General features: G+C 53.9%; 7 protein-coding genes. 1 reads left to right on the top strand and 6 read right to left on the bottom strand.

All coding sequences use genetic code 11. From position 1 onward, the window contains the following. The first annotated feature begins 116 nt into the window (after positions 1-116). The gene (locus tag H144_RS31705) at positions 117-8,237 is read left to right on the top strand and encodes a right-handed parallel beta-helix repeat-containing protein (protein ID WP_019942103.1); all 8,121 of its coding nucleotides are present in this window, start codon (positions 117-119) and stop codon (positions 8,235-8,237) included. Positions 8,238-8,343: 106 nt separating this feature from the next. Here the strand turns inward: H144_RS31705 and H144_RS0110945 are convergent, their stop codons facing one another. The 6 genes from H144_RS0110945 to H144_RS0110920 all read right to left on the bottom strand — a co-directional run bounded on the left by H144_RS0110945 (position 8,344) and on the right by H144_RS0110920 (position 17,560). Beyond that, on the bottom strand, positions 8,344-9,843 hold the full coding sequence (locus H144_RS0110945; protein WP_019942102.1) for a RagB/SusD family nutrient uptake outer membrane protein: 1,500 nt from the start codon (positions 9,841-9,843) through the stop codon (positions 8,344-8,346). 27 nt (positions 9,844-9,870) lie between these two features. Beyond that, the gene (locus tag H144_RS0110940) at positions 9,871-13,338 is read right to left on the bottom strand and encodes a SusC/RagA family TonB-linked outer membrane protein (protein WP_019942101.1); all 3,468 of its coding nucleotides are present in this window, start codon (positions 13,336-13,338) and stop codon (positions 9,871-9,873) included. A gap of 20 nt (positions 13,339-13,358) precedes the next feature. Next, positions 13,359-14,381: a FecR family protein gene (locus tag H144_RS0110935; protein WP_019942100.1), complete on the bottom strand. Its 1,023-nt coding sequence runs from the start codon at positions 14,379-14,381 to the stop codon at positions 13,359-13,361. A gap of 85 nt (positions 14,382-14,466) precedes the next feature. Then, a complete protein-coding gene (locus H144_RS0110930; RefSeq protein ID WP_019942099.1) occupies positions 14,467-15,132 on the bottom strand; it encodes an RNA polymerase sigma-70 factor in 666 nt (221 codons plus the stop codon). A gap of 175 nt (positions 15,133-15,307) precedes the next feature. Further along, entirely contained in the window at positions 15,308-17,020 is a 1,713-nt protein-coding gene (locus H144_RS0110925) for a GMC oxidoreductase (RefSeq protein ID WP_019942098.1), read from the bottom strand. Between the two features lie 18 nt (positions 17,021-17,038). Next, positions 17,039-17,560, bottom strand: a complete 522-nt coding sequence (locus H144_RS0110920) for a gluconate 2-dehydrogenase subunit 3 family protein (protein WP_308425675.1) — start codon at positions 17,558-17,560, stop codon at positions 17,039-17,041. Positions 17,561-17,622: the final 62 nt, after the last annotated feature.

Genomic DNA, 17,622 nt, shown 5'->3' with positions numbered 1-17,622 from the left:
AGCCGAACCCTGTTTTCTTTGCCTTTTCCACCCCGAAAAGAGCCCGGAAGAGGTATGCCCTGACTGTTCTGGAACGTGAACTCAAAACTGCTCTTTTAACTCAATGACTCAATTCTATGAAACGACTCGCTATTTGCATTGCGTTGCAGGCCGCCCTGCTGGCGCTTTGCCAGGTATCCTATGCCCAAAAAATCATCTATGTAAACGATAACTCTACCGCTAACGATAAGTTTACTGGCGCGACCGGGAACGATGCAAATTCGGGAACGGCCGCTTCGCCATATGCTACCCTCGCCAAAGCCATGGACGTGGCCGTATCGGGCGACCGTATTTTGCTGGACGCGGGTACGTACCTCGCCCCTTCCATTACCGTCAAGAGCGGTGTGAAGATCATCGGCACCGCGGGCGACAATTCGGTAGTTACCGTGCAAACCGGGCCGCTTTCACTGCAAGGCAATACCGAACTCTGGAATTTGAAAATCCAGCGGATTATCCCCGGCACCGCGGCCGGACCGCCTACTATTTCTGTGGCACTGGCCGCAGGCGCGAACGACGTTGTGATCGAGAACTGCTTTTTTGTACGCAACCGCACGGCGATTTACCTGGAACCCGGCTCGACGAACGTTACGATCAAACGTAACCGGTTCGACGACAACCGGACAGGCATCATCTTCCCCGGCAGCACGAACCCTACCAGCTTATCGAAGATTTACATCATTGATAACGAGCTGATCAACAACCGCAGTTACGGTTTTATCCTGACCGACAACAGCAACTCGCCCGTGGAAGCCTACCTGCTCGGCAACAACATTACCGGCAACCTCGCCGGTGGTCTGGAAATCGACAATACGCACAGCGGCACGAAAATCGTATTACGCAACAACTGGTTCGGTAGCGCAAACCCGACCATTTTTGCCGGTAATACCAACGGGGGTTTCAACGTACCCGACCACGATAACCCCGCCCCGCCGATCCTGGTGAACAACAACTCGCTTCCGGGCGTGAGTTATCCCAACCAGATTTCAGGGACCAATACGGGTGCGATCGACAATGCAACGCTCGTCTACGCCAATGGGGCCCAGCCCCGCCCTGGAACGGTCAATTTCGTTTCTTCAAACAATACAAACATCGCCGGTCACGGTACATTCGACTACTTCCCGTCCATCGCCGACGCGATTTCCGCTTCGAATACCGATGCAGTGATCACGCTGCCCGACGGTGTTTACAGCGACAATGTGTTCGTGACGAAGAAAGTGACGCTCACCGGTGCTAATCGGGCCAATGCGATCATCCGGGGTACTTATGATATTGGTATCCAGGGCAATGGCGATGCGGTCATCAAAGTAACCGCCGCGGACGCCAGGATCCAGAAGCTGACCGTCACGCGCGACTACGGAACTTCGCTGGCTGTGTGGCAAAAAGGCAACCGCGACGCGGGTATTAGTATCAATGCAGCCAATGTGACGATCGACGACGTGACCGTAAAAGACCAGCGCAGCGGTATTTACGCGCATACCCAGCAGGGCTTCAAGATCACCAACAGTTTGATCGAGCAGAACCGCACCGGTATTTCGCTGGGATCGGATATCAGTAATTCGACGATTACGAACAACGTGATCCGCAACAACTTTACGCACGGTATCATCTTCAACCACGGGTTCGGCACGGGTATCATTGCCAACAATGTCAAAGTACGCTACAACGCATTCAGCGGAAACTGGTTTACAGACATATACGCACACGGTACAGGCGCTACGAGCGTATACGCGACTGCCGACCTGAGCTGTAATACCTATAATACCAATGCCGCGAACACGGTAGCGAGCGGTGCAAGCGAGCCTTCCTATTTGTCGCAGACCCCCGGCCAGTTCGGTGGTAGTTCGCCCGGCTTCGTGGCTTCATTTGCAGGGGATAAAATCGCTGACGTGACCACCGCGCCTTGGCTGATCAACATCCCGGCACCGGGGGGCGGCGCGACGAACTTCGTCCTTACCAATGCCGCACTGAATGTGGACGCTGTTACCGGCTCGTTTACGCCCGCCAATAACAACTACCGCATCCTCGCGAACGCGATCGGCTGCGTGCAGGAAGGCCAGACCATTACTTTGAACGGTAACTTCGACTGGAACGAAACCAATGCTGCGGAAGAATGGGCGAAAGGTACCAATGCCAAAGCAGCGGACGGTATCGGAACGATGACGGGTAGCGGCGACAATTACAGCATTACACCGCCTGCGGCCGTCAATGGCGTGACCATTACCTCGGCATCCGGGGCTACCACCATTCAGACCGGCGGCGACCTCGCTGTTACTTCTCTCGAAACCTTCTTGTTCCTGAACAGCAAGGCCGGAAGCAGCTTCAAAAACTGGACGATCAGCAACCTGATCCTCAAAGGCTTCGACGTATCGATCATCGCCGACCACAATGGCGGCCCTGTCGACGCGCTCGACAATCTGAAAATTGCCGGTAATGAAATCCACATTCCTGCGGATTTGAACGCGACTGCGGCGGCAGCCGACAACTTCCAGAATATCGGTATCCATTATATTTATGGTAAAAATATCGAGATCAGCTCCAACAGGTTCTTCATCGACGGAACCGGTGTGAGCGACGATGCGAACTCGAAATACTCGGCTACGTACGCACTCCAGTCGGCCACGAGCGGTGGCACGGCATATGATGGTTTGAAAATCATCAACAACGAGTTTACCGTTACCGGCACGCCCAATGCAATTCCGTCGGTGATCAAGGGAGTTTGGGAAAACGGTCACAACGAAGGTGCGGAAATCACCGTTAGCGGCAACAAATTCACCAACGACACGCCGGGCAACACCGCCGACAAGAACCGCCAGACGGCATTCTGGGTGACTTCACGCTCGGGAGCAAAGAATGTGGTTTACCAAAATAATGAGGTAACCGGCTATTCCGAAGGTATCGCCTGGCTCGGCGGCCAATATACCGGCAACACCCCGCCCGACTATAATACGGGCGCTACGCCGGTTCAGGTATTGAACAACATTTTCAACGCCACCAATAAAGGGGTAGTCGTACGGAAATCGGCTGGAAGTACGAACACGGGCTCGCCTGCCAAGATCAGCTATAACAGCTTCCTGGGCTCGCTTGCTTTTGACATTGTGAACGAAGGTAGCGGCGCTACCGAGGCTTCCTGTAACTGGTTCGACGGCGGCGAAGTGCTCAGCAGCACTGGAGGCGGCAGCATTGTAGCGACGCCCAAGCTGACCAGCGGGACCGACGACCAGCCCGGAACAGTTGGATTCCAAACCAGCGCACCATGCGAGTTTAATGTGAAAAACAATCGCACGAACGAAACTTTCGCAACCATTCAGGCTGCTGTGGATGACAGCGATACGCAGGATGGCGACGAAATCGCGATTGCGAACGGCACCTACAACGAGCGCGTGACGCTTACGAAGGCCGTTAAGTTGCTGGGGCAGTCGAAAGCCGGGGTGATCCTCGATGGCACGGGGCTGGCGGGCACAGGCTCGGGTATCGTAATTAATACCGGTAAAACCGGCGTGCTCATTCAGGACCTGTCCATTAAAAACTACACCGGCGCGAACGGCAACAGCCATGCAGGCATTTACGCCATCGGCGGCAATAACAACCTCACCGTGCAGCGCGTGGTAAGCTCCAACAACCCGACGGCATCCGGTTTCTACGCCAATGGCCCGATCGACAACGTGCTGATCGACGACCTGACAGCCGAAAACAACGGAGCGAGTGCACGCGGTATCGTGATCTGGAATGGCCTTAAAACGCACATCACGATCAAAAACTCGACCATTAAGAACAACAACTGCTGCGGCATCGAGCTGCAAGACGGTAGTGCTTCGGGTGTATTGATCAAAGACAACGTAATAGAAGGTAACGACAGCTCCATCGGTCTCGTAGGCCTCACCGGCGGTTCGGGAGCGAACGTGATCGAGGGCAACACCATTTCGGTGAAAGGCCGCTTTGGTATTGAAATCAAAAACCCGAACGGAACCGGCAGTACCGATGCGTCACTGGATGGCTCGATCGTCGTCAGGGGCAATACCGTGACATTTACCAGCCTGCCTCCCGGTGAGCAACGCGATTTGGCGGGTATCTCGGTTTACCGCCGCGGCGTCATCGAATCCAATGGTAATGTGGATATCCCAACCGGCGTTGTGGTGACCAACAATACGGTAAGCGGCTTCGCACAGCCTAGCAGCAGCGAAGGTTTCGGTATCGTCGTGGAAGGAACCAACCATAAGGTGCTCAACAACACATTGTCGGGTAACGACGTGGATTTGCAGCGTCAGGCCGGCAATACGCCTTACGTGGCCTACTCGACGACCGACGGGGACCAAAGCGACAAGCCAGACCAGCTGTTCGGTCGCGGTAACGCGCCTTACTCGTGTGGAATCGAGGTGTCAGGCAATACAGGCAACGCCGTTCGTGACATTACTTATGATCCGGTAGCAGGCTTTGTAATCAACACCAACACCGGCGCTACTTTCTGCTCGATCAATGCAGCCGTAGCGAGCACCAAAACGCTCAATACGCACGTGATCAAAGTGGGTGCGGGGACATTCAACGAACAGGTAATCGTGAACAAATCCGTGACGATCCAGAGCGCTACGCCTACCCGTCCGGTTATCAATTTCACGGGAACACCTGCGGGCAAGCTTTCGATTTTCGACGTTTCTGCCGACAAAGTGGTGATCGACAACCTGAATTTCAAAGTCGATCTGGCCAAACTGAAAAGCGCGATCATCGCCAGCAGCGCCACGCTCAATGAGATCACGGTTACCAACAACCTCATCGAAGGCGACGGCGTACCGCTCGCCGGCAACTACGGCGACCGCAATGCGGTGAGCGTCAATTACGGCGGGCCTACCAACTACCGCATTGCGGGTGGATTGAACAAAATCACGTTCACCGGTAACACCGTGAAAGGCGTGGGTAACAACCAGTTCCGCGCGGGTATCGCGGCCGACGAAGCCTCGGGTACATTCAATAACAACGACCTCCAGGCGATCAGCCACGATGTCATCGTCCGTTTCGCGAGCAATGGTGCTGTTACCATCAATAACAACACGTTCAATGGCGGCGGTGTGGAAATCCCTGAAATGAACGGCTCGGCTACCGGCCTGACGATCAATGGCAACACATTCACAGGTGATTTCGCGAATGCTTCCGGCACGGCTACGCTCCGTTTGAAAAACAATTATAACAACAAGCCGATCACCGTAAGCGGTAATACTTTCGGCGGTTATGAATGGGGTATCAGCCTTGAAAACGTGCAGGGCCTGACGTTCGACAACAACACGCTGACGCCAAAATCGGCCTCGACTACATTCCGCCATGTGACAGTGAATACCAAGGAACTGAGCTCGTCGAGCGGCTTCTATGCACCCGTGCTGGGCGCCACTTTCACGAACAACAAGTTCATCGGCTCCGGTGCATCAGGCGGGACCGGCCTTGCATTCTACAACCAGGACAACGACAGCCCGGTATTCGGCACGTTCCAGATCGGTACGGCGGGTAATGAAAACGAGTTTGCCGGTTCATTGGCCAACTTCATTTTTATGGACGGCCAGTCGGGCGCTACCGCTGCCCCTGTGACCAATATTGCCCCTTGGAGCGGTAATGTAGATGCGAGCAACAATAAGTTCGATGTAGGAGCCGGCCTTGAATCCGCTTCCGGCATGACGCTGGAATCGCTTTACAAGGTGGAGGACAAAATCGTGCATAAGATCGACAACGGTACACTGGGTTTTGCATTGGTAAAACCCAGCAATGCCTATGTAACGCCGGCCAGCTTCAACACCCCATTTACTACTGAACCCAAAATCCAGCGGGGTGTGGATGCGGCTCAGAGCGGCTGGAATGTGAATGTAAAAGCAGGCACCTATGCCGAAGACCTGATCGTGAACAAGGCGGTGAAGCTGTACGGAGCAAACAAGGGCGTTAACCCGAACGCTGGCAGCCGTCCTGCGGAAACGATCGTGGTACCGGGCACGAACAACTCGAACGAAGGGATCATCGTGTCGGTAGACGGTGCGTTGACGGGCGTTGAAATCGACGGCTTCACGATCGACGGCGACAATGCGGCCCTTACCGGCGGCGTGGCCATGAACGGCTCCGATGTGAATGCGGCCGAAGGTATCGCGGCAACGGGCGGGGTGACGAATATGTTGGTTAAAAACAATATTGTCAAAAACCTCAACTACGCGGGTGTCGATATCTACAACGAAAACGGCACGGCAACGACCGGCAACGTGGTCAGCGAAAACAGGTTTATGAACCTGCTGCCCAATGTGTACGGTATCGGTGTGTTGCTCTATAATAATGGCTATGCGAACGTGACCAACAACGTGATGACTGCCGTGCGCATCGGTATCCAGACCGGCAACTTCTACCAGGCCGACCCGGGCAACAGCCATACCATCGAGCTGAACACGATCGAAGCGAGACGCAAGGGTATATGGCACAACCTGACCTACGCGGCCGCCTCGAACTTCGCGATCAAGAACAACACGATCACTGCATTGGCCGGCACCATCCTGAACGATGGTATCATGATCAGCTCGACGCAGGGAACCGTGGCACCGTTGGTTGAAAACAATACCATTACCGGTTTGCTGGGTGTTTCAAACGGTTACCACCTCTGGAACAACCCGTCGAATACCGTGACGATCAAAGGCGGAACGGTGTCGGGCGTTGCCAACGGGATATTTGCCAACAACTTCGATGGCTATCCGGACAACACCGGCTCCAATGCCGACCCCAGCGCGTACACGATCGACGGTGTGACGGTCAATAGCCCCGGAACCGGGCTGTTCGTCAAAGACAATAGCCTGAACACCAACAACGCAACGGTGAAAGTAACCCTGGTGAACAATGTCAACATCGATCAGCCGGAAAATTTTGCCGTGTTGGTAGATGGAAAGGACGCACAGGTAACCGTAGGTGCCTCGGTGCTGAAATTTTCGCCGAGCACTACCGCCGGTATTTCACTCGAAGGTACAGCAGGGGCAACGGCTTCCAACCTGATCATCAAAAACAGCTTGCTGATCAACCGCAACGGAAACGCCACCGCTTCGGTGATCAATACAGTACCCGATGCGATTGTAGAACTGGACGGCAACTTCACCATTCCGCCGGGCGGGCCTACATATCCGTTCATCGTCAATGGCAAGCTGCATTTCACGAGCGGCATCCTGAATGCCACCAACGCGCCGATCGCATTCGGAACGACAGCTTCCGACATAATCACCGGTGCAAAAGCGGAAACTGGCACAAGCTACATCCTCGGCCGGGCCATTATGCTCAGCCGGGCGGTGAATGCGGCGGCGATCAACTTCCTGGGCGCTACATTGCCTTCGGGAGGCGACCTCGGCACGCTTACCATCGAGCGCATCACGTCCAACGACCCGATCACGCCAAGCTTCGCCGCGGGCGCCATCAAGGTGCTTTGGAACATCACGCCGGGCAATCCGGGCGCTGTGGGGCGCAATGGCGTCAGACTCAGCTTCCTCGCCAACTTCCTCAATGGCCAGAACTCTGCCACACTGTACGGCTACCGCCACAACGGCACGATCTGGGAAAAGAAAACCGATGCTTTCAGTGCGTCGCTAACGGGCGATCTGTACACAACGTCACCGTTTAACGTAACGCAGTTCTCACCGTGGACATTGAGCAGCGCGTCCAACCCGCTGCCGGTAACCCTCATTTCGTTCAATGGTGTAAAAGAGGAAAACAGCGCATTGCTGACCTGGGCTACCTCCGAGGAAACCAACAGCGACCGTTTCGATATCCAGCACAGCACGGATGGCAAAACGTGGGCCGTGGTAGGCACGCAGGTGTCGGGCGGCGAAAGCATTGTGAAACGCAATTACTCTTTCCGCCACGACGAGCCGGTAGATGGCCAGAACTTCTATCGCCTTAAAATGATCGATAGGGACGAAACATTCGCGTACAGCCGCATTGTAAACCTCCGATTCGGCTCCGAAGTGCTGACGACCCTGTATCCTAACCCGGTGAGCGATCACATGAAGATCACCACCACCAACTGGAACCAGGTGAAACAAGTCCGTATCTACGACATGCTCGGCCGTACCATCTACGACTCCGGCAGCAAACCGACCGCCCTCGTGAGCCTGCGCAATGTACCTGCGGGCATGTACGTGGTCGAGATCAGCCGCCTGGACGGCAAGGTCGAGAACTCGAAGATTATGGTTAACAGGTAATCATCCAAGGATTAGTTAATAGCAAAAACGCCGCCGGAAATTTCCGGCGGCGTTTCTATTACTATCTACTATTAAACTGACTAAGTTTAATGATTAACCTGTTCTGCTAATATCCTTTGTTCTGGTTAAGGTTCGTATTGTTGCGGATTTCCGGAGTAGGGATCGGGAAAAGCAGCTCACGATCGGTCAATGTAGGTCCGTAAGAGAATTTATGTCCTACAAAATTCTCGAACTTTTTGGTAGTCACATTGTAAGCCTTGCGCAAACGTGCCATATCGAACCAGGTGATGTTTTCGAAGCACAGCTCGTGCCAGCGTTCGCTCAACACCGCGTCGCGGAACGTGTCTTTCGTAAGCCCCGCGAGTGCAGGCAACTGTGCCCGTGTGCGGATCGCGTTCACGGCCTCGTAAGCCTTGGCCGACGGCCCTCCTACCTCGTTGGATGCTTCCGCGTACATGAGCAATACATCTGCGTAGCGGATGACCGGCCAGTTAAGGTCGCTGTTAGCGCTGCTTGTCTGGGCTACATTATCAAAATGTTTGTAAATAAAATAGCCTCCCAGGTCCACTTCCTTGTTGCGATCGCTCTCGTTGGTAAATTTGGTAAAGAAGAATTGCTTCTCCTTCGCACGCAGGTCGTTCGCCTCGAATGACTTCACAAAATCGCCCGTAGCGTAAATACCGCCCGTTTCATCGGAATAAGCCGAGATGTTTTTATTGTAGGGAATAATGGACACCTGCCAGTTGGACGGGATCAGCTGGGTTTTGTATTGGATCATGAAGATATTCTCTTCGATGTTTTTCTTCGCCGGGTTATGCAAATCGTCGTAAGAAGTGAAGAGCTTGAATGCCTTCGAATCGATCACTTCCTCCGCTTTCTTCGCAGCCAGGTCATAGTAAGCGGCACCCTTTTGCAATGGATAACCCGCCATTGTCAGATATACCTTCGCCAGCAGCGATTTAACGGCGCCGAGCGTCACCTTGCCGCTGTTTTCCGTCATCGGAAGGCCCGCAGCCTCCGCTGTTTTCAGATCTTCCACAATGAGGTTATAAACTGCTTCGGTCGTTGCCGCCGACGGCCGTAACTGCTCCGATTGCAGGTTCACAGGCTGCGTCACGAGCGGGATATTGCCGAACATCTGCACCAGCTGGAAGTAGTAGAATGCCCGGAGGAAGTAAGCCTCGCCCAGCACCCGTTTCATTTCCGCAGCGTCCATCGTAATGCCCGGAATCCTGGCGATCGACAGGTTCGCGCCGGCAATACCTTTGTAATACTGCGTCCAGTAAGTCTGTCCGTAGCCATTATCGGAAGTATTGCGGAGATCTTTGATAAAATAGCTGTTCACAGCCTGCCCAAGGTCCGTACCGGCCAATCCGGTGCCGAATTCGGGCATCATCCACGCGCCGCCCCCGAAACCGCTGCTCATCGGCTCGCGCAAGGGTGCGTATATGGCATTCACGGAGCTGCGTGCGTGCGCAGGTTGCGTGAAATAGTTCTCTTCGGTGAAGTTACTGGGGTCGGACTCATCCAGGAAGTCGGAGCAGCCTGTCGCCCCAAATAAGCTCAGCAATGCGAGCAAGCCGATTTTCTTTGATATGATAGTCATTGTTAATTCGGGTAAGAGTCAATATTGTTACAAACCGATGTTCAGGCCGAGCATGAATACTCTTGGTTTCGGATAGTCATACAAACCAAATCCCTGGTCGAACGGCGAGCCGGAGTTGGACACTTCCGGATCATAACCTTTGTATTTGGTCGCTACGAAGAAGTTCTGAACCGATGCATAGGCTCTCAGACGATCCAGCTTCATTCTCGAAGCGATGCTCGCCGGGAAAACGTAGGCCAGCAAGAGGTTGCGTCCGCGGATAAACGATGCGTCGGTTACCTTGTGGCTGTCGTTGTTGGTCGTGTAATAGGCGTTGATCGGGCGTACCTGTGCGATCGGTGTATTCTGATTAGTTTCCGTCCACGCGTTCAGCACGGTTTTGTAGCTGTTGGCGATACCCTGGCGATCCTCAGCCGAGTGGATACTTCTGTCGAGCACGTCGTTGCCATACATGTATTGCAAATCCACCGTCAACGACCACTGCTTGTACGTGAATGTGTTCAGGAATGTACCGAAGCCATCGGGAATACCTTTACCGATGATCGTGCGGTCGTTGTCATTGATCGTACCGTCGTTGTTCAGGTCGGCATATTTCACGTCGCCGGGCAGCATATTGTATTTTTTGGCCTGTTCCGCTTCCGCTGTCGACCAGGTGCCCTGGTGTACACGCCCGAACATCGAACCCACCGGCTCGCCCACGCGGATCACCGTAGCGCCCGAGAAAATGTCGCTACCGCCGGACAGCGCCAGTACTTTATTTTTATTTACCGAAATATTGAATGTGGTGCTCCAAGAGAAGTCGCCGGTCTTGATATTGGTCGAATTCACGGCAAATTCGAAGCCTTTGTTCTCCATGCTGCCGATGTTGGTGAAGATGCTGGTGTACCCGCTGCTGAATGGAAGCGGCGCATCGAGCAGCATTTTATTCACTTTCCGGCGGTACAGGTCGAGCTCGAAGCTCACACGGTTCTGGAACAAGCCGAGCTCGATACCCAGATCCACCTGCTGCGTTTTCTCCCATTGCAGGTTCGAGTTCGACATCCGGCCTACACCGATACCAATGTTACGCGTTCCGCCGAAGATCACGTCGGTGCTCGCCAGACCTGCCAGTGCGCGGTAAGCCGGGATTTCAGAGTTACCCGTCGCGCCGTAGCTCGCACGGATTTTCAGGTTGGAGATCGAGTTCGAATTCTTCAAAAACTCTTCCTCGTTCACACGCCACGCCAGGGCTGCCGACGGGAAGAATGCATACCGGTTGGCATCCCCGAATTTCGACGAACCATCGATACGGCCCGTGAATGTCACGAGGTACTTGTTCATCAGGCTGTAATTGATCCGCGCAAAGTAGGAGTTCAGACCGTAGGCCGTAGCTGCCGAGCTCGGTGCGAGTGCCGTAGCGCCTGCGCCCAGGTTATTGTACAGAAAATAGGTGTCTGTAAAGTTCTGGCTGCGGGCTGCATTATCGAAACGGTCCACGTGCTGCCACGACAAACCGAGCATCGCATTGATCGAATGGATTTTACCGAAATCCTTGAAATAGGTCAGGTAGTTTTCAAACTGCCATGAATTGTACCGGCTGCTGCTTACCGATGCATCGCCATTGCTGGAAATGTATTGGAGCCCTGCCGCCGCAAAATAGTCGTTACGCTGGTTGATCACGTTCGCACCCACGGTCGAGCGGAGTTCGAGGCCGTCGGCGAGGCGGATACTCGCATACATATTACCCAGCATCGTCTGTGTTTTCAGGAAATAGAGGCGCTCGGCCACGACGCGGAGCGGGCTGTCGCCGCCTTCCATACCCGGGTAATCGCGGTTACTGGCCCAGCGGCCGTCAGGATATTTCACGGGGATGATCGGCAATGCTTCCAGCACCTGGCGCATGGCCGTGATACCGCCGCCGCCGAGCTGGTCGATCTGCTTCTCGTTCTGGTCGGTGTAGCCCAGCGTACCGCCTACTTTCAGCCAGCTTTTGATTTGTGAATCAAATACAAAACGGCCTGCGAAACGTTTCTGCCACGAATCTTTGATGATACCATCCTCGTTACGGTAGTTCAGAAACGCACCGAAGCTTCCCTTCTCGTTACCGCCGGTCAGGCCCAGCTGGTGGTTTTGGGTAAATGCTTTCTGGAAAGTCTCTTTCTGCCAATCGGTATCGTACAGCGGGTTACCATTGGAATCGAACAGCAGCGGATTGGTGCGCTTCTTTTTGGGATCGGTGTATTTGGTACCGGTCGCCCAGCCTACGGGGTCATATTTGGCCGCATTGGCATAGGCGGTTTCCTCCACCTGCAAAAATTCCCTCGAATTCAGTACCGGCAGTTTCTTGGGAGCCACGCCAATGCTGAAATCGGTATCGTAGGTCACCTTGCCGCCGCCCGACGTACCGCGTTTGGTGGTCACCAGGATGACCCCGTTGGCACCGCGCGCGCCATAAATCGCTGTCGAAGACGCATCTTTCAATACTTCGATCGACGCAATGTCGTTCGGGTTGAGGTAATCGATCGGTGTACTGCCGTTGGCGAGTTCCACCGCATTCAAGATCACCCCGTCGATCACATAAAGAGGGTTGTTGGAAACACTGATAGAGCTGGCTCCACGAATGCGTATGTTGGCGCGACCGCCCGGGCGGCCGGAGTTCGACGACACGTTCACCCCGGTAATGCGGCCCGAAAGCCCCTGGTTGAGCGAGGAAGCAGGACGCTCCTGCAATACTTCGGCCTTGATGGTACCCACGGCACCGGTCAGGTCGGACTTTTTAACAGTACCATATCCCACTACCACCACTTCTTCCAATGCATTCTCATCCGGCGCCAGCGTCACATTCAGCGCCGATTGGTTTCCCACCGTCACCTCCTGCGATTTATACCCCACGAAACTGAAAACCAGCACGGGCTGTCCGCCATCGGGAATATCGAGGCTGAACTCGCCCGACGCCCCCGTGGATGTACCGCGCTGCGTGCCTTTCAGCACGACGCTCACACCCGGAAGGCCGGCGCCGGCTTCGTCGGTCACATTACCTTTGATCGCGCGGTCCACGGCCGCCTGTGCGGCCGTGCCCGGCGTCGTGACGCTTTCCGGGATCATCTGCGTCTCGGGTAATGCCATCGCCTCCTCCTTTCCATCCTTCACGGGCATGGTGTCCTTGGCCTTGCCTTCGGTGATGACGAATGTGTTTTTGCGGGTTTTCTTGTATTTCAGGCCATTCTGGCGCAGCAGCACGTCGAGGTTCTTTTCAATCGGCTGGTTGAAATCGAGATTCCCGGAAGCGACGTTCACGGAGCCCACCAGGCGGTCTTCAAAGATGATTTCCACCCCGTAATGCCGTTGCAGGTCGAGCAGCACATTTTTGAGCTTCATTTCCTGCCCGATAGACGTGTGCTGCTTGGACGGCATCGATGCAAAGGCAATGACCTGGGAATGCACGATCCGGGACGATTGCGTCATCAACACGATCCCGATCGCCACCCATTGCTTGGCTGATAGCGTTAGATTCATAATCAAGTGGTTTGGAATAATTAATTGTTCGTTAAAAGGATGCTTGCGCCGTTTTGCTCGACCCTGAGGTCAAGTACTTCAGAGATCGTTTTCAAAAGTTCTTCTGCATTTTTCGTCTTGAAATTGCCGGTAATGGAACGCTGGGCGATGTTCGAGTCGGAGAGGGTTACCTTTTGCCCGAAATTCTCCTCGATCATGGCGAGTATTTCCTTCACGGGCGTTCCGTTAAACACATAGCGCTGCTCGGTCCAAGGCGCAAAAGTTTTCACGTCCTGTTTGCGTTCCAGCTGGACGGCGCCTTCGTGGTCGAGGAACGCGAGGTCGCCCGGTTCCATCATCACCTCCCGGCGTTGGTTGTTTTGCGAGTAATCGATGCGCACGCTGCCGGATTTCAATGCGACTTTGGTACCCCGCGGCCTGGCGAACACCGAGAAGGTGGTACCAAGCACTTCCACCTGGAACTCCTCCGAAGTTTTCACGACAAAGCGCTTGTGATCAATGGTATGGCTCACCGAAAACTCCGCTTCGCCTTCCAGCTTCACCTCGCGCACATCGCCCCAGAACCCCAGGCGCGGCACTTTCAGTTTCGAATTCGAGTTCAATGCTACCCGGCTTCCGTCTTCGAGGTACACGTCGGTAGTTTGTCCGTAGGCCGTTTGGTAAGATTTGTATTGGAGCGGTTCACGAAACCACCAGCCGCAACCGACCAGCAGGGTTACCGAGGCAGCCGCCATCCAGAACCGGCTGCTCCGCCTCCCAAACCAGGACGGCGAACGCTCCTCATCCCCTTCCTCCTTCCTCCCTTCTTCCACTTCCTCCGCTTCCTCCATCGTCGAATTCAAGCGGAGGAGCAGGTTTTCCAGCGCAGCGTCCTGATCCGGCGCAAACTGCGGGCATTTGGTTTCATATTCCAGGAGCCATTGATGAAATGTTTCGGCATTCTGTTTCCGGACGATCCAGTCCTCCACCAGCTGCCTTTCGAGCGGATTGGCGCGGCCCGCCAAATACTCGAAAAGGGTATATTTCGATATAGTTCTTTCCATTTTTGTTCGGTTTACAATGTTGACGGGCCGCGCCCGCGACAGTCCTTTCCGGACGGCAAAGCCGGGCGGCCTTCCAGCTTGATTTTCAGAGGATACTCAAAATGGTGAGGCACAGCGATATCATCCATTCGCCATGAAGGGCGGAGCGAAGGTGTTTCAGTGCTTTGGAGATATGTACTTCCACGGTCTTTGGCGAGATATGCAGCTCATCCGCGATCTCATGGTACTTTTTGTTCTCGAAGCGGCTCAGCAAGAACACTTTCTGGCACTGCATCGGCAGGCGCGCAATCACCTCGTTTACTTTCAGGAACAGGTTGTTATAATGGATTTCCGCATCCGGCTGCTGGTGATAGGTCGAAATCGGATGCTCCTCGTTCAGTTCGAGGCTGTCGGTTTTCCCGAACTCTCTACGCATATACGTATAGCATTCGTTACGCACTGAGCGGAACAGATAGCTGGTGTACGACGACGTGATGTTTTCGTAAGCTTTCGTGCGGTAAAACTGGAAGAACACTTCGCTCACCAGGTCTTCGGCGATCTGTTTGGAGTACACAAAACGCACGGCGTGGCTGCACAGCGGGTTGTAATACCTTTTAAACAGCAATTCCAGGCCCTTCCCCGGGTTCTGTTCAAAAGTCGCTTTCAGGAACGTCGCAGAATCGATTTCACTCACAGGCGCCTTGCCTTCGTGTACAGGAGACACAAATGGCCCAGGGCGCTTCGTTTCCGGGTTAAGCAAAGGATCGTGCATTGAATGTCTGTTCGTATGTAATAATTAAAAGACTTTGTTGCACTTAAAATCCCTTATCCTTGAATTAAAAAAATTTTAACTTTTTTAAATACCATCCTGACATTTTCGGACCGGAAACTAAAAAGGCTGCCATTCTCGCGAATAGCAGCCTTTTATTACAAGTAGTTAATTTGAGTTACAAATTCTTCGCCTTCATTTGTTTTACGGCATAGTCTACCGCGCGTGCCGATAGCGCCATATACGTCAGCGATGGGTTTTGAGTAGCGGTGGAAGTCATGCAGGCTCCGTCCGTCACGAAAACGTTTTTGCAATGGTGCAGCTGGTTCCATTTGTTGAGCAGCGATGTTTTCGGGTCCTTACCCATGCGTACACCACCCATTTCGTGAATGTCGTTGCCGGGATTGCGGTGATTATCGTGCGTTTTCACATTGGTAAAACCTGCTTTGGTAAACATTTCGCTCACCTGCTCCATATAATCCTTGATCATCTTCTCGTCGTTATCATCGTAACCGACGTTGATCCTCAGCTTCGGCATGCCGAACGGGTCTTTCTCGTTCTTATCGAGCATTACATAATTGCTCTCTTTCGGAATGGTTTCGCCCATCATGTGCGAGCCTACGCTCCAATTGCCGTATTTGGTTTCGTGCAAACCTGCTTTCAGCGATTCACCGAGGCCATTGCGGTCGTTGTAAGTATTGCGGTTGGCACCGAAGCCGGCCGCATATCCTCTCAAAAAGTCGGTTTCCTGCTTGTACACGTTACGGAAACGGGGAATGTAGCCGCTGTTGGGACGCTTTCCGTCGGTGGTCGAATCGAGGAAGCCTTCATATTCGCCTGAAACGGTTGCGCGGTAATTGTGGAATGCCACGTATTTGCCCAGCAGGCCGCTGTCGTTGCCCAGTCCGTTCGGGAAACGGCTCGATGTCGAGTTCAGCAGCACGAGGTTGGAGTTCAATGCGGCAGCATTCAGGAAAATGATGTCGGCATAAAACTCGATCATCTGCTTCGTATTCGAATCGATCACGCGCACGCCGGAAGCCTTTTGCTTCTTGTCGTCATAAATAATGGAATGCACCACCGAATGCGGACGGAGTGTCATATTGCCCGTCTTGGCCGCCCAGGGAATGGTAGAAGCATTGCTACTGAAATACCCTCCGAACGGGCACCCGCGCTCGCACATCACGCGATGCTGGCATTTGGCACGGCCCTGGTCGAGGTGGATCTGCTGCGGGTCGGTAATGTGCGCCGCGCGACCGATGATGATGTGGCGGTCCTTAAATTGCTTCGAAACCTGCTCTTTGAAATATTTCTCCACACAGTTCAGGTCGTGCGGGGGCAGGAACTCGCCGTCGGGCAATGCGTCGATGCCGTCCTTATTGCCGGTAATGCCTGCGAATTTCTCCACGTGGCTGTACCATGGCGCAATGTCGTCATAGCCGATCGGCCATTCCACTGCAAATTGATCACGCGCAGGGCCTTCGAAGTCGTATTTGCTCCAACGCTGCGTCTGGCGTGCCCATAGCAGCGACTTACCGCCTACCTGGTAGCCTCTCAGCCAGTCGAACGGCTTTTCCTGGATGTAGGGATGCTCGTTGTCCTTCGCGAAAAAGTGCATCGACGATTCCTTGAAGTTGTAGCAGCGCGCCGCAATAGGGTTGGCGTCTGCGATTTCCTTGGTGAGTCGTTCGCGGTGTTCGAACTCCCACGGCATCATGTTCGTCGTGGGATAATCCTTAATGTGCTGCACATCCCGGCCACGTTCCAGTACGAGGGTTTTCAATCCTTTTTCGGTCAGTTCCTTCGCCGACCAGCCGCCGCTGATCCCCGAGCCAATCACGATGGCATCGTAGGTGCGGGCTTTTTTACTATCAATATTAAAATTTGCCATAGTTTCGGTGGTAGTCCCTTATCCCTTCTTAACAGGTACGCACCCGTGGTAGCGGGCGGGGATCATTTCATAATGGGTAATGTTGGTCATGACGTATTCCGAGGTCATATAACCCTGGATCGTGAGGTTTTTGACCATGCTGAAAAAGCCTTTCTGCGCGGCATCGCTGCTTTTTTCAATGTCTTGCAGGATTTGCAGGCGCTGCTCCTTGCCGGCATCCGCGAACGACTTGCCGAAACGCTGCACGCTCTGCTCGTCGATATTCGAAATGCCGCTGGCGAGGCTGGCCTGGGCCTTGGCGTCGTAGCAATCCTTCACCATTTTCTGCACGAAGTCGCCTACCCCCAGTTCGCCCGCGCCCGGTGTGTCGGTTTTGGGGATAATGGTTTCGACGATCATCGCCAGGTTTTTGGATTGGTCTGCCGAAAGCAACCCGCTCTTCGCCACCGCATTCTTGTTCCATCCGGATGCCCACGCAGGCAAACCCGCCATGGCGCCCATGGCAACTGCCATGCTTTTCAGCGCTACGCGTCTTTCCATTTTCGTTTCGTTTGACGTGATATTTGTATTGTTATTGTTTGTTCTTTTTGTCATTCATTGTC

The organism is Dyadobacter beijingensis DSM 21582, assembly GCF_000382205.1.
Taxonomy (GTDB): Bacteria; Bacteroidota; Bacteroidia; order Cytophagales; family Spirosomataceae; genus Dyadobacter; species Dyadobacter beijingensis.
This window is presented reverse-complemented; position numbering and strand designations above follow the sequence as displayed.